Source organism: Methylobacter sp. Wu8, assembly GCF_036440755.1.
GTDB classification, from domain to species: domain Bacteria; phylum Pseudomonadota; class Gammaproteobacteria; order Methylococcales; family Methylomonadaceae; genus Methylobacter_A; species Methylobacter_A tundripaludum_A.
The window spans coordinates 1-14661 of record NZ_JAZGVT010000076.1; the positions used below are offsets into that span (position 1 = coordinate 1).

The window sequence follows — 14661 nt, forward strand, 5'->3', positions numbered from 1 at the left end:
TAATTTAGGCAATTACCATGAAGAGCATGAAGGACATGAAGACTTAAACCTTTCATGCCGCTTCATGTCCTTCATGGTTAAAAAATGAAAAATAAAACTTGCTCAAGTTATTTCATGCACGTGCCTTAATGGCTTTATCTGTATTTATCAGTCAAATCGGTGTCATCCGCGTTCTATTTTTTCTTACTACTGAGTCATTACGATGTTTTTTGAATTGGCGGCCTTGGCGTATCTTGTCGATATAATTTTTGGCGAGTTCCCCTGCAAGCACCCGGTGGCATTGATGGGGGATTTTATCAATGCGTTTGAGCGGCGCTTTTACAGCGACCGGATTTTGCCCGGCGCGCTATTGGTGGTCGGCTTAATAAAACTAACCCTATTGATAAGCATCTCAGTGGCTTATCTGTGCGGTTTCTTGCCGGATTGGCTGTCGCTGACGGTTTTGGCAATATTTGCCTCCACCGGGCTGGCGATGAATATGCTGCACGAAAGCGTCGCCGCCCTGTTAACCGCCGAGCAGCCCAAGCAGGCGCTAAGCTATCTGGTCAGCCGCGATACCCAAGACATGACCGAAACCGAAGTCTATAAAGCGGGCCTTGAAACCTGGGCGGAAAATCTCAGCGACGGCGTTATCGCGCCGCTGTTTTACCTGCTGCTGTTCGGTTTGCCCGGGATTGCGGTATATAAAGCCGTCAACACGATGGATTCGATGATTGCCTATAAAACCGAACGCTATTTTTATTTCGGCAAAACGGCGGCGATAGTCGACGATATAGCCAACTACATTCCCGCCCGGCTGACCGCGTTGCTGATTGTCGCATTGGCAGACGACAAACAACGCGCTTGGCAATGTTTACGGCGCGACGGCAACAAACTGGAAAGCCCCAATGCCGGTTACCCGATCGCGGCAATGGCGGGAGCCTTGGGCGTTGCGTTGGGCGGCGATGCCAGTTACCACGGAAAAATAAAACATAAGCCGACGCTGGGTTTACCCATTAATCCGGTCGACAAATCTGCATTGACCAAAGCATTGCAAATGAAAACAGGCATTGATCTGATCGTTCTAAGCCTTTTAGCCGCCGGAGCCTTATTGTCATGAAAACACTGTTCATAGGCGGCATCAAAAGCGGCAAGTCGCGGTTGGCGGAGGCGTATATTTTAGAACAGGCGGCAACGGATAAGCCGTACTATCTGGCGACGAACGAGGTTTTTGACGACGAGATGCAGGCGCGCATCCGCGTTCATCAGCAACGCCGCGAAGATTTATTTGTCACTATCGAAGAACCCGTTAAACTGTTTGAAACATTGCAAAAATGCCGGGGGCCGGTTTTGGTTGAATGCGTGTCGATGTGGCTGAACAACCAGCTTTATTATCAAATTCCCGAAGCGGATATTTTGCAGGAACTGGGAGCGGTGCTACAGTTAACTTGCGACATGGTGCTGGTGCACAATGAAGTCGGACTCAGCGTCATTGCCGACAACCGTTTGGCCCGGCAGTTTGTCGACCTGTCCGGCAAAGCGGCTCAACTGATGGGACAGCATTGCGAGCAGGTGTTTTTTTGCAGTGCGGGCTTAAAGATCAAAATGAAATAGGTGCGGACTCCGTATCTTTTAGTACGTTTAACACATTCAAGAGACAACCGTGAAAAACACAGTCTGTAAACGCTTATTTAAACTGGCTTTGGCGCTCGCGTTGACCGGGTGCGCCAGCAATCCGGCGGTTAAAACCGATGCGCCTGGTCAAGTTACCGGCGCTATTCCCGATCATTCGGTTGAGGATCGAGCGCAGGCCTTAACCGGGACTTATGCCCATTCGCAGCCGGTGCAAAACTTCATCCGGCACATGGTGCTTGAGCATGGTTTTTCGGAAAGCTATTTGAACGGCCTGTTTTCGCAAGCCAAGCGCCTGGATTACGTTATTCGCCTGGAAAATCCGCCGCAATACCACGGTCCCAAACCCGCTCGCCCGAAGGTGGGTGGCTGGACGCGCTACCGTCAGCAATTCATCACCGATGCGCATATCAATAACGGCATAGCCTTTTGGAGCAGCAATGCGGATGCGATCCAGAAAGCCAGCGTTACTTACGGCGTCGATCCCGAATATATTGTTGCGATTATCGGCGTGGAAACCTTTTTCGGCCGCAATGTCGGCAAAACGCGCATTCTCGATGCGTTGACTACGCTGGCATTCGACACCCAGAGGCGCTCCAAGTTTTTTACCTCGGAGCTGGAGAACTTCTTGCTGATGACCCGCGAAGAAGGCTACGAGCCGCTTAAGCCGGTCGGTTCCTGGGCCGGAGCAATGGGCTTGGGGCAGTTTATGCCCAGCAGTTTCCGCACCTTGGCGGTCGATTTCAACAACGATGGGCATCGTAACCTCTGGGATCAGCACGATGCGATCGGCAGCGTGGCGCATTATTTTTCACGTAACGGCTGGCAAAGCAAAATGCCGGTAGCGGAACAAGCCAAAGGCTATAGCGGCGATGCAACCATTGAGCTGAGCGCAACCAACGGCAGCGAATACTGGCGCGTCCATCCCAATTTTAAGGTAATCAAGAAATACAATAACAGCGATAAATACGCAATGGCGGTGCATCAATTGGCTCAGGCCATAAAGCGCGGCATTTATCAGTCGGACAACAAGGTGGCAAGTTTTCTTGCCCGGCGTTAAGCATCGTCGCGCCTGACAAACCACGAACGTAGCGGACGCCGAGTTTTCCGGCCCGCCACGTTTATTCCTTCCTCTTACAAGCACCGCTTCATCGCCACCCCAATATCGGTCGGCGAACTGACCACTTCAATCCCCGCCGCCTTAAGCGCGGCGACTTTGCCTTCCGCCGTGCCTTTGCCGCCGGTCACAATCGCGCCGGCATGGCCCATGCGTTTGCCGGGAGGCGCGGTTTGTCCTGCGATATAAGCGACCACAGGCTTGGTTACGTGGGCTTTGATGTATTCTGCCGCCTCTTCTTCCTCGCCGCCGCCGATTTCACCGACCATCACGATGCCTTTGGTTTGGTCATCGGCCTGAAAACGGCTCAGCACGTCGACGAAGTTCATGCCGTGGATAGGATCGCCGCCGATGCCGACGCAGGTGCTTTGCCCCAAGCCTTGCGCGGTGGTTTGATGCACCGATTCATAGGTCAAGGTGCCGGAGCGCGACACGATGCCGATCGATCCGGGCAGGTGGATATGGCCGGGCATGATGCCGATTTTGCATGCGCCGGGGGTGATCACGCCGGGGCAGTTCGGGCCGATTAATAATGCGCCGGTGCCTTCCATCGCCGCTTTAACGCGCAGCATTTGCAATATCGGTATGCCTTCGGTGATGCAGACGATCAGTTGTATCCCGGCATCGACCGCTTCGAGAATCGCGTCAGCCGCGTAAAAAGGCGGCACGTAAATGACGCTGGCGGTGGCTCCCGTACCGTTGACCGCATCCTGCACGGTGTTGAACACCGGCAAACCCAAATGGGTTTCGCCGCCGCGTTCAGGAGTAACTCCGCCGACCAACTTTGTGCCGTAGTCCAGCGCCTGCTGGGAATGGAAAGTGCCTTGTTTGCCGGTAAAGCCCTGGCAAATCACTTTAGTGTCTTTATCGATTAAAATGCTCATGCGGCCTCCTTAGCCAGTGCGACGACTTGTTCCGCGGCGTGCGCCAAATCATCCGCCGCATAAAGATTCAATCCGGTGTTGCTTAACAAGGCCCGGCCCTGTTCGGCATTGGTGCCTTCCAGGCGCACTACCACCGGTACCGCGACATGAACCTGTTCGACGGCGGCCAAAATACCCGCCGCGATAATGTCGCATTGGACGATGCCGCCGAAAATATTCACCAAGACCGCCTTGACGCTATGATCCGACAGGATCAGTTTGAACGCCTCGCAGACTTTTTCAACGCTGGTGCCGCCGCCGACATCGAGAAAATTGGCCGGTTGTCCGCCTTTCAGTTTAACCAGGTCCATCGTCGCCATTGCGAGTCCCGCGCCGTTGACCATGCAGCCGATATTGCCTTCCAGGGTGATGTAATTGAGCCCGAATTGCTGGGCTTTGTTTTCTTTTTCATCTTCCTGAGCGGGGTCTTTCATCGCCTTTATATCGGGATGCGCCTCTACCGCGTTATCGTCGAAATTGATCTTGGCGTCCAGCGCCATCAGTTCGCCGCTGTCGGTTTCTATCAGCGGGTTAATTTCAATCTGGCTGGCGTCCTTGGCTAAAAACAGGTCGTACAAGCCTTGCATGATTTTGCCCAGCGCTTTGATCTGCACGCCTTTAAGTCCCAAGGCGTAGGCGACTTTCCGGCATTGATAGCCTTGAAGACCCGCGGCAGGATGGACCGGAACGGTGATAATCCGTTCGGGCGTTTCGTGGGCGACGGTTTCTATATCCATGCCGCCCGCTGCCGAGGCGATAAAAATAATGCGCTGACTGCCCCGGTCGACCAATACGCTCAAATAGAGTTCGCGTTTGATCGGGTAGGTTTTTTCGATCAGCACAGAGTTGATCGGAAGTCCTTCCGCGCCGGTCTGCTTGGTCACCAGCCGCTTTCCGAGCATGTCCCGGCTGAACCCGGCCACTTCAGCCGGACTCTTGGCCAGCTTCACGCCGCCGACCTTGCCCCGGCCGCCTGCGTGAACTTGCGCTTTAACCACCCAGCCCTCGCCGCCCAGCTCCTTGGCAACCTGTTCGGCGCTTTCGGGCGTGGTCGCCTGCTTGCCGTCAGGCACCGGTATCGCGTAATGCAGAAACAACTGTTTAGCCTGGTATTCATGAATATTCATTTACGACTCCTCGATTGACCGGTAAGGTCCGGCGGGTATTTTTCACACACGGATGACAACTAAATGCTACGATTAATGCGATTGTTTAGTCACAGATCAACACAGATTAAACAGATTGCTTTATTAAGACAAAAGACAAAAGACAAAAGACAAAAGGCGAAAAAATCTGCTATATGATCGCTCTTTGCCTTTAATCTTTTGTCAGTGTGCGTCTGCGTCAATCTGTGGCTGAATAGTTTCCGTTGTTAAGCATTTTAACGAAGTCCCTGTAAAACGCCATTCTAAAAACCGACATGCCGCCAAATACCGACGAGACCATTTATCCCTGCCCGTTCTCCAAAGGTTACGGCATTCCCGCCCAACAAGCCTGGTTATTGCTGAAAGTGTTTTTAGGCTATCGGCTTATCCTGGCCGGTTTGTTTGTTGTGTTGTTTTACAAGTATTCAGGGTCTTCATTGCTCGGCACTTACGACAGCCGATTATTCGTCTACACCAGCCAAAGCTACTTGCTGCTGTCAATCCTGTCGGGCATCTGCATAGCCTGGCGGCTGACGAGCTACACGACGCAGGCGCAACTGCTCATTTTTACCGACATATTCATTCTGACCTTGATCATGCATGCCTCCGGCGGTATCAACAGCGGCATGGGCGCCTTGCTTGCGGTATCCATCGCGGCGGGCGGCTTGTTGATCGGCGGCCGCTGCGCGATGGTATTTGCCGCGATGGCCAGTCTGGCCGTATTGGCCGAACAAGTCGTTGCCGCCCACATGCACAGCTTTCATTCGACCTCGTATGCCAACGCCGGAATGCTGGGAGCGTCATTTTTTACCATCGCCTTGCTGTCCTATATCCTCGCAAAGCGTAGCGAACAAATATTACGGCTGGCCGATCAACAGAAAAAAACCATTACCAAGCTCGAGGACCTGAACAAGTACATTATCCAGCATCTGCAATCGGGCATCATTATCGCCAACAAGCAGCAGATGATTCAGATGGCCAATGAGTCGGCATTACGGCTGGCAAATTTACCGGTGCTGCCGGTCACGCTGGGCGATATTTCTGAACAATTATCGCAGGCATTTCAAACCTGGCTGTCCGATCCCGAACAGAATCTTGCGCTGCTGCAACTGCCGAACCAGTCCGAAATTCATAGCCGGTTCATGCCCCTGCCGACCGGGCATGAGTTTTTTTACATGATCATTCTCGAGGATATTGCGCTTTATAACCAGCAGGTGCAGCAAAGCAAGCTTGCATCGCTGGGCCGGCTCACCGCCAGCATTGCCCACGAGATACGCAACCCGCTGGGCGCGATCAGCCATGCAGGGCAATTGCTCTCGGAAAATCCGCAGTTATCCGTCCAGGACCGTCGGCTGACGGAAATCATCCAAACTCACTCGGTCCGCGTCAACCATATTATTGACGATATTTTACAGCTATCCAGAAGAACCGACTCAAGACGGGAAAAGATTCAGCTAAAGCCGTGGCTGGACAGTTACCTGAACAATTTCACGCTTGAACACAATGTGAACATCGATGCGTTCAAGCTCTCGTGCCCTGCGGAATCCTTATGCGCGCTGATAGATCCGGGCCATTTAAGGCAGATTATGGACAATCTGTGCCGGAATGCACTGAAATACGGAAAGCCCGAGTCAGGGCCAATCATTTTACGCGCTTTCGCGATACGACAGGCGCCCTGCATAGAAGTCGTCGATAACGGTTCCGGCATCAGCCGCAAACACCAGATCCACCTGTTTGAACCTTTTTTTACCACATCGTCCAGCGGTACGGGATTAGGCCTTTATATCTCAAGAGAGCTGGCCGAATTAAATCAGGCGAAATTGAGCTATTATTTAACGGCCGATAACCGGAGTTGTTTTCGGCTTTGCTTGTTAAATGCGGAACAGACCAGAATCGAACTATGAATAAACCATTGGCATTGATTGTAGACGACGAGCCCGATATCCGGGAGCTGTTGGAAATCACGCTGAACAGGATGGCTATCCAGACCTGCAGCGCTGAAAACGTTGCCGGAGCCAAGGCCTTGTTGCGGCAAAAGCCCTTCGATCTTTGCCTGACCGACATGAAACTGCCGGACGGCAACGGCCTGGAGCTGGTCGATTTCATACAAACGCTTCCCGATTCGATACCGGTTGCCGTTATTACCGCGCACGGCAATATGGAGTCGGCCATTCTGGCGATGAAAAAAGGCGCTTTCGATTTTGTGTCCAAACCGGTTGACTTGTCCGCGCTGAGATTGCTCGTTAACAATGCGTTAAAACTTTCCGAAGCAGGCTCTGTTAAAGCAAGGCAACCGCGCGACTCGCTGCTGGGCGAATCAGTAATCATGCAGGAGATCCGGGCAAAAATAGATAAACTCGCCCGCAGCCAGGCCCCGGTCTATATCAGCGGCGAATCAGGCTCCGGCAAGGAACTGGTTGCAAGGCTGATTCATCAGCGCAGCTCCCGTAGCGACCATGCTTTTGTCGCGATTAACTGCGGAGCGATTCCGCACGAGCTGATGGAAAGCGAATTTTTCGGTCATAAAAAAGGCAGCTTTACCGGGGCGGTCAGCGACAAAAAAGGCTTTTTCCAGGCCGCGGAAGGCGGCACCCTGTTTCTTGATGAAGTCGCCGACCTGCCGCTGTCCTTGCAAGTCAAATTACTGCGCGCGATACAGGAAAAAAAGATTCGCCCGGTCGGAGAGCAGCAGGAAATTCCGGTCGATATTCGTTTGCTCAGCGCGACCCATAAAAACCTTGGCGATATGGTTAAGGACGGCAGTTTCAGGCAGGATTTATATTACCGTATCAATGTGATCGATCTTCATGTCCCGCCGTTGCGGGAGCGGCCCGGCGATATACCGGTCCTTGTCGATCAGATATTAGTCAAACTGGCCGATGCCGATAAACAGCATAGGCCGGTCTTGTCGGCATCGGCATTAGCGGCATTGCAACGCTATCATTTTCCGGGCAATGTGCGCGAGCTTGAAAATATCCTGGAGCGGGCGCTTGCGTTGTATGACGGCAGCAGCATCGAGGCAGACGATTTGAATCTGCCGGTAGACAGCCAGAAGGTCGCTAAATCGCAGGATTTTGACCCCTCCTTGGGATCATTGGCGGAACATCTGGAAAAAATTGAAAGAAAAGCCGTCACCCAGGCGCTGGAAGACAACAACTGGGATAAAACAGCCGCCGCCGAACAGCTGGGGCTGTCGCTCAGGTCGTTATGCTATCGCTTGAAGCAGCTCGATATGGATTATTGAGCCCCGCTCGCTAAAGAAGCGCTTAACAATTCGACAAGCTCACCACGAATGGAATCGGCAACTTAGGATCGTGCATCAATTAATTTAGGCAATTACCATGAAGAGCGTGAAGGACATGAAGGCTTAAACCTTCATGCCGCTTCATGTCCTTCATGGTTAAAAAATGAAAAATAAAACTTGCTCAAGTTATTTCATATGAGGTTGCCGTTAAAAAACAGATCAAACCGGCGGGCGGGCCGTGTGTTGGTAAGCGGTTAAGCTTGGTTTACGCAGCAACGCATTCTTGATCCGCCATTCATCCTGCGGTTCAACGCGCACAAGAAAACTGATTTTATCGTGCGCGCTATGGGCAATCGGAATTCCGTCTCGGTATAAAATGCGCTGACCCGGCTGTCCCGGTACGCGTTGTCCCGGCGTAACCAGACCGGTTAAATTCAACGGATCGGCGGCGCTGATGGCAATAAGATCGTCCTGCCCGGTTTGCTTGCGGATTTCTCTCAGGGCCCTTACCGCTTCGGGCAAGGCATATTGTTCCCCGGCGAAGCCCTGCACGAAGCGGCCGCCGCGCAGCTCGCCCCGCGCCTCCATGCGCCGGAACACATATAACAATTCCCGCCACGGGGGCAGAATGTCTTCCTGGTCCAGCAGCTTGCGAAAGACAATGCCGTAACGGCGCAGCAGGACTCGCGCGATGTATTCGCAGTGCTGATAGCGGTCGGTTTCGACGGGCTGGTTTGGCCGGTTTAGCGACCAGCGGCCGGAGGCGGCGAACGGATCGTGATGCGGATATTTTTTGCTGCGGCGTTGCTGGACTTTCTGCGTCGTGATCAGCGTGCGCAAACCCTGGAAACTGTCGGCCGTAACCAGTCCCCAGGCGGCCAGTTCCGCCAGCGCTTCTTCCAATTGCGATTTGAGCAGGCCGGTTTCTGCCAGCAAGTCCTCGAAGAAACTGGCGCCCCATTGCTTCAGCGCATCGTAGACTTTTTGCCCTTTGCCGGACAAATCCAGCGCTTCATTGGCCGGCAGCGGCGCATAGACGCGCCAGTGCGGAAGATTAGGCCGACTAATAAAGCTGATTGAGGTGGATTTTCCGGCAGGGTTTTTACGTTTGTTCAACGCATTCCCGCTAGGAGCTTGTAAACGCAGCCAGGTGATTTTGCCGGAGCCGCACAATTTATCGAGATCTGAAGACAGATAGAAACGTATTCTGGCCGGCAGAATGTCGGCCTCCCAGCTGACGGCCGGAAGACAGAGACCTTCCAATTGCAATAAGCGCTGTTGCAAGGCGGCTTCTCCCTCGCCCGGATCATCCAGGCCGTGCCAGCGAAACAGGAAACGCATGAAGTCCGCAGGAGCTACCGGCTCTATTTCAGTGCGCAATTGCTTGAGCGTATAGCGATGAATACGGGCCAATAAGCCGCGTTCGCACCATTCGGTCGCAGTGTTTTCCTGTGTAAACCTTCCTTGAATCACGAAGCCTTCCTGTTGCAAAGCGATTAAGGCGCGGTCAATAGCGGCGATGTCAAGCGCCAGCGGATCTGCCAGTTGCGCTGCGGTGACCGGCCCCAAACCTTCCAGGCGGCTGCGGATGATTTCCGTTGCGGCGCTGTCCTGATCGCTTGCTTCACCAGCGGCAACCGGGTCGATGAAAGGATGAATAACGGCCTTCGGAAACAGCAGTTGCAAAACCTCCAAGCGTTCGGCCGCAATCCATAGGCGCGTGTCATCGGCAAGGGTCATGACGGTCGCGCGTTTGCTCTTTTGCAGGCTTTCCATCAGGCTGGGCCAGCCGTGGGCAAGATTGTCGTGCAAGTTAGAAAGCGGGCCGCGTTCGCCCTCGGTTTCGGTCAGAAACCCCAGAACCACCAGCGCGTCGTGAAGTTCATCCGGGGTATGGGCTTCCGGCCAGGCTTCGATCCGCACCCTTGCGATGGCCTCGGGGTTCAGGCGGCCGATGTCGGCGGCGCTTTGCGGGTCCATGAACCGCCGCTGCTGCACCGCCAGAGTCCTGCGTTCCTCGGCCGGGGCGTCGTCCAAAAAGGCATAGGGCCGGGCGTTGAGTATTTCCAGGGCCAGCGGGGAAGGGCTGGCCAAATCACGGGCAATGACGGTGACCGTTCCCCCTTCGATGCCGGTCAACAGCCGTTCCAGGCCGTCGATGTCCATCAACTCATGCAAACAGTCGGATAAGGTCTGGTTGACCAGCGGGTGATCGGGAATCTCCCGGTTTCCGGCGATGTTTTCCTGACAGGCGAGCTGATCCGGGAAGACCAGGGCGATAAGATCCTCGGCGTCGTTGCGTTGAAAATAGGCCGGGACTTTCTTTCCGGCGCGGTTGCGCGGCACGGCCAGCGCGGTGTTGGCAACCCAGCGCCAGCGCGACGGAAACATCGGGGCGGCTAAAAGCGCCTGTACCAAGATGTCTTTGACCGTAGCCGCCTTGAGGTACTGCGCGGGTTCATCCAGCGGAAAACTGTGGGTTGGACCTAGCGACAACACAATGGTGTCTTCGCCGGCGGCGGCCTGTAGTTCGAAGTTGAAGCGGCGGCAGAAGCGTTTTCGCAATGCGAGGCCCCAGGCCCGGTTAATCCGGGAGCCGTAAGCCGAGTGGATGACGAAATGCATGTCGCCGGTTTCATCGAAAAAGCGTTCAAACACGATTTTCTGCTGTGTAGGCAATACCGTCAGAGCCGCCTTGGCCGCGGCCAGATAGTGCGCCAGTTGCTCCGCCGCGGCATGGGGAAGCAGCAGGTTCTCTTTCAGATAACGATAAGCCTCGTCTTCTCCCTGTTCGAGCTTGGCATCTACGGCCGCGCGCAAATTCGATACCGCAAGCGACAGTTCATCGCTGCGGCCGGGCGCTTCACCGATCCAGAACGGGATATTGGGCGGCTGGCCGTGGGCATCTTCAACATAGACGCGGCCCTGTTCGATCTTGAGCATTCGATACGAGCTGTTGCCCAGTTGAAATATATCGCCCGGCAGGCTTTCAAAAGCGAAGTCTTCATTCAAGGTACCGACAAAAATGCCTTCCGGTTGCAGGATGACATCGTAATCGAATTGATCGGGAATGGCCCCGCCGTTAATCAGCGCGGTCAGCCGCGCGCCCTTGCGAGGCCGCAGCATGCCGTGAACGGCATCCCGGTGCAGATAAGCGCCGCGTCGGCCGCGCCGCGTATGAAAGCCGTCGCCGAGCATTTTGACGACGTCTATAAACTGCTCGTGGGTCAGTTCCCGGTAAGGCCATGCGGCGGAAAAGGCCTGATAAAGGTCGTTTTCGTGCCACTCGCGGCCGGCAATTTCGGCGACGATTTGCTGCGCCAGTACATCGAGCGGATGCTCGGGAATTGAAATGTGGTCCAGTTCGTCCCGTTGAATCGCTGCCATCATGGCCGTGCATTCCACCAGATCATCGCGCGACAGCGGAAACAGGCGTCCTTTCGGCGTAGCGCCAAGGCTGTGACCGGATCGCCCGACCCGCTGCAGAAAGGTTGATATGGCATGAGGCGAGGCCAGCTGGCAAACCAGATCCACTTCACCGATGTCGATACCGAGCTCGAGTGAAGCCGTCGCCACCAGGGCCTTGAGTGAGCCCTGTTTTAAACGCTGCTCCGCGGCCAGCCGGTGTTCCTTGGCCAGGCTGCCGTGATGGGAAGTGACGAATTCTTCGCCCAAGCGTTCGGCCAGCGCCGCGGCCACGCGTTCGGCCAGACGGCGGGTGTTCACAAAAATCAGTGTCGTGCGGTGTTGCTCGATCAACTGTTCCAGACGATTGTAGATTTCGCCCCAGACTTCCGCCGCCATGACAGCTTCCAGCGGCGAGCCGGTGACTTCTATTTGTAAATCACGCTGCCGTTTATGGCCGGTATCGATAATCGTACATTGCGTCGCCTGGATTCCGGTCAGGAAGTGCGCCATCAGTTCGACCGGTTTTTGCGTGGCGGATAAACCGATGCGCACCGGCGGCGTTGCGGTCAGCTGCGCCAGGCGTTCCAGGGAAAGCGAAAGATGTGCGCCGCGCTTGTTCCCTGCCAGCGCATGAATCTCATCGACGATAACGCTGCGCACCGAACTCAACATCTCGCGTCCTGAATCCGAGGTCAGCAATATGTAAAGAGATTCCGGCGTGGTGACCAGAATATGGGGCGGATGGCGCTTCATGGCCGCGCGTTCTGCCGTCGAGGTATCGCCGGTGCGGGTCTGGGCCCGGATAGCGACATCGGGCAGGCCGTTTTCCAGCAGTGCAAGGCGGATGCCGTTCAGCGGCAGTTCCAGGTTTTTGTGAATGTCGTTAGACAGCGCTTTGAGCGGTGATACATAGAGAATCCGGGTTTCATCCGGCAACGGCGATTCCAGCCCCTGTTGCACCAACTGGTCGATGGCCGCAAGAAACGCCGCCAGGGTTTTACCCGAGCCGGTAGGGGCGGCGATCAGCGTGGATTCGCCCGCACGAATGGCAGGCCAAGCCTGGCGCTGGACGTCCGAGGGGGCGTCGAAATGTGTATTGAACCACTGGGCGACTACGGGATGAAACGATGTTAACGGCATGGCATCGGAATTCAGCTTGAGAATACGGGGGCCAGTATGAACGGAATCGGATCGTCAATCCAGCCACTACTCGGATTTCTGTCATCCCTGCAAATCAGCATCCATTTATCAGGCCAGTAAGATGGCGGTTGATTTAAAAACAACAAGATTTGTATGATGTTGGCTTTTAAGGTGAGGGTAGCGCTTTACCTTCTGATATATACGAACTTAAACCCTTCTCGGCCTAAGACCGCAATAGATGAAGTGAATGCAGCGCCAAATCAATGCGGCATTAAGGACTAATGATTAAGCATTACGCGATCAAATTTCTGATTGATATAAACATAGTGAGCAGTTTTAAATGTTCAGATTTGATCCGGCGATATTAAACAGGTCCTGACAGATAATTACTGTTACGATCCAATGCCCGTTATTGCCATTTCAAATTAAGAGAAATCATCAATGAAAAGACTCTACAGGCTTAGAACTATCAATAGCTTGCTAGGTGAGTTTGACGAATTACAAAAGCAGAGTATCTATTTCGCCGAGCCTAACGAATTGAATGACCCAATGGAGGGTTTTAGGGATATTTTCTGGAATGGCGATGCTATTGCATGGAAGAATTTATTTAAACACTATCTTTTATGCCTAGAAAGATTCTGTTCGTTACTTGTCATTTCAGGAGAGGAGCATCCAATATCTATAGAACATATTCCTATTTTCTCTTCGGAGTTAGATTTACCGACCGAAGAATACAAAAATTTGTTTAAGAAAATATCTTGTAGATTTTTTAGCAATAACACTATTAGTATCTATATCAACAAAATCTCTGAAAGATCAACGCCTGTCCGCCGGGATGAATTGTTGTTCTATTTAAGCAGCATCCATCCTATTGCATTGGAAACAATATTTAGTATTTATGAAGAAAAGAATCTAATTCCTAAGAGAGTCAAACAAAGTGCAGATCTTGTTATATCAATAGGAAGATTGATCAAAGATGATTTTTGGGATGCCATTGAAAAATCTTCAAAAGAAAAAGATAGGGGAGAAAAGCTGATAGATGTATTGTTTTCTACTCAAAGACACATTCACAGCCAAGTTAACCTTATTCAGAGATACAACAATATTCTTAGCCGAGATACTAAAAATAAAAACTTAGTCCTCGTTGAGTTCCCAGAAGAATATATAAAGAAAATTGAAAAGCTTGTTTTTCCTGAATGGTATACCGCTTGTTTTATGTCAGATTGCCGTAACTCGGCAGTTTGGGGGCATTATGGTAATGGTCATACCGGTGTTTGCCTAGTGTTTAAACCAGAAATGAACAGTGACAATTTCTATATATCTTTGAGAAACAAAATAGTTGGCTGGGGAAGTGGTGGGGCAATATATGGCACTGCACAACACAAATTCTATCCTATCGACTATATAAAAGGTATTGGTCAAGTTAACTTTTTCAGATCTATAGGAAGACTACCACATCCTACTTTGAATGCTGCTTGGTACTATAACGAAAAAGGAGAAAGAAGCGAATGTGCAGACGATATACATAATTCGGAAGAACAATGGCGTCAGACATACTGGGATAACTTCTATAGAGATATCACAGTTAAGTCAAAGGATTGGAAATATGAGAATGAATATCGACTTATTTTAGCAAGTTCAATGACTGACTTTTCAGATAAAAAAGATAGAACTCTGATATACGACTTTTCGTCCCTTGAAGGCCTAATATTTGGAATTAACACAAAAAATGAAGACAAGCTAAAAATAATGGAAATTCTTGATAAGAAATTAGAGGAGACAGGAAGAGAAGATTTTAAGTTCTACCAAGCATATTATTCACCTGAAAAAAAGTGTATTGAACATAAAGAAATGAATTTGGTTAGATATAATAAATAGTCATCAAATTCAGTAGGCTGGGTTGAATACAATGAACCCCAGCCTACTTCTGCAAACCCAACATCGGCTTATTATCTATTTGCCGACATTGACAAAATTAAACCAATTGTCGCTTTTGGGTCGAACTGAGTCAGTCACGAAAGTCTGGGGTCGGCCAATTTTTTGCACTCAGTGCATCGTAAAGTTGATGCCTTT

Annotated in this window: 9 protein-coding genes; 6 read left to right on the plus strand and 3 right to left on the minus strand. The window is 52.2% G+C overall.

Annotated elements, in window-relative coordinates; all coding sequences use genetic code 11:
• The first annotated feature begins 202 nt into the window (after positions 1–202).
• Genes cbiB through V3O24_RS18010 form a run of 3 tightly spaced genes read left to right on the plus strand, consistent with a single transcriptional unit; the run spans position 203 to position 2671 of the window.
• The gene (cbiB, locus tag V3O24_RS18000) at positions 203–1099 is read left to right on the plus strand and encodes an adenosylcobinamide-phosphate synthase CbiB (RefSeq protein ID WP_331308253.1); all 897 of its coding nucleotides are present in this window, start codon (positions 203–205) and stop codon (positions 1097–1099) included.
• A complete protein-coding gene (locus tag V3O24_RS18005) occupies positions 1096–1593 on the plus strand; it encodes a bifunctional adenosylcobinamide kinase/adenosylcobinamide-phosphate guanylyltransferase (RefSeq protein WP_331308254.1) in 498 nt (165 codons plus the stop codon). Before cbiB ends, V3O24_RS18005 begins: the two co-directional genes overlap by 4 nt.
• A 49-nt stretch (positions 1594–1642) precedes the next feature.
• Entirely contained in the window at positions 1643–2671 is a 1029-nt protein-coding gene (locus V3O24_RS18010) for a lytic murein transglycosylase (protein ID WP_331308255.1), read from the plus strand.
• Between the two features lie 74 nt (positions 2672–2745).
• Here V3O24_RS18010 and sucD read toward each other — a convergent pair whose 3' ends face one another.
• On the minus strand, positions 2746–3612 hold the full coding sequence (gene sucD / locus V3O24_RS18015) for a succinate--CoA ligase subunit alpha (protein WP_331308256.1): 867 nt from the start codon (positions 3610–3612) through the stop codon (positions 2746–2748).
• Positions 3609–4778: an ADP-forming succinate--CoA ligase subunit beta gene (sucC, locus tag V3O24_RS18020; protein ID WP_331308257.1), complete on the minus strand. Its 1170-nt coding sequence runs from the start codon at positions 4776–4778 to the stop codon at positions 3609–3611. Before sucC ends, sucD begins: the two co-directional genes overlap by 4 nt.
• Positions 4779–5071: 293 nt before the next feature.
• Between sucC and V3O24_RS18025 the strand changes: the two genes are divergently transcribed.
• Positions 5072–6700 carry a HAMP domain-containing sensor histidine kinase gene (locus V3O24_RS18025; protein ID WP_331308258.1) on the plus strand — a complete coding sequence of 543 codons (1629 nt, stop codon included), beginning with the start codon at positions 5072–5074 and terminating at the stop codon, positions 6698–6700.
• Positions 6697–8040 (plus strand): sigma-54 dependent transcriptional regulator, encoded by a 1344-nt coding sequence (locus V3O24_RS18030; protein WP_331308259.1) that lies wholly within the window; start codon positions 6697–6699, stop codon positions 8038–8040. The genes V3O24_RS18025 and V3O24_RS18030 overlap by 4 nt, the downstream gene beginning before the upstream one ends.
• A gap of 219 nt (positions 8041–8259) precedes the next feature.
• On the opposite strand, the gene V3O24_RS18035 is transcribed toward V3O24_RS18030, so the two are convergent.
• Positions 8260–12588, minus strand: a complete 4329-nt coding sequence (locus V3O24_RS18035; protein ID WP_331308260.1) for a DEAD/DEAH box helicase — start codon at positions 12586–12588, stop codon at positions 8260–8262.
• Positions 12589–13029: 441 nt separating this feature from the next.
• Between V3O24_RS18035 and V3O24_RS18040 the strand changes: the two genes are divergently transcribed.
• Complete coding sequence (locus V3O24_RS18040; protein ID WP_331308261.1) at positions 13030–14466, plus strand: DUF2971 domain-containing protein; 1437 nt, start codon at positions 13030–13032, stop codon at positions 14464–14466.
• The last annotated feature ends 195 nt before the right edge of the window (positions 14467–14661 follow it).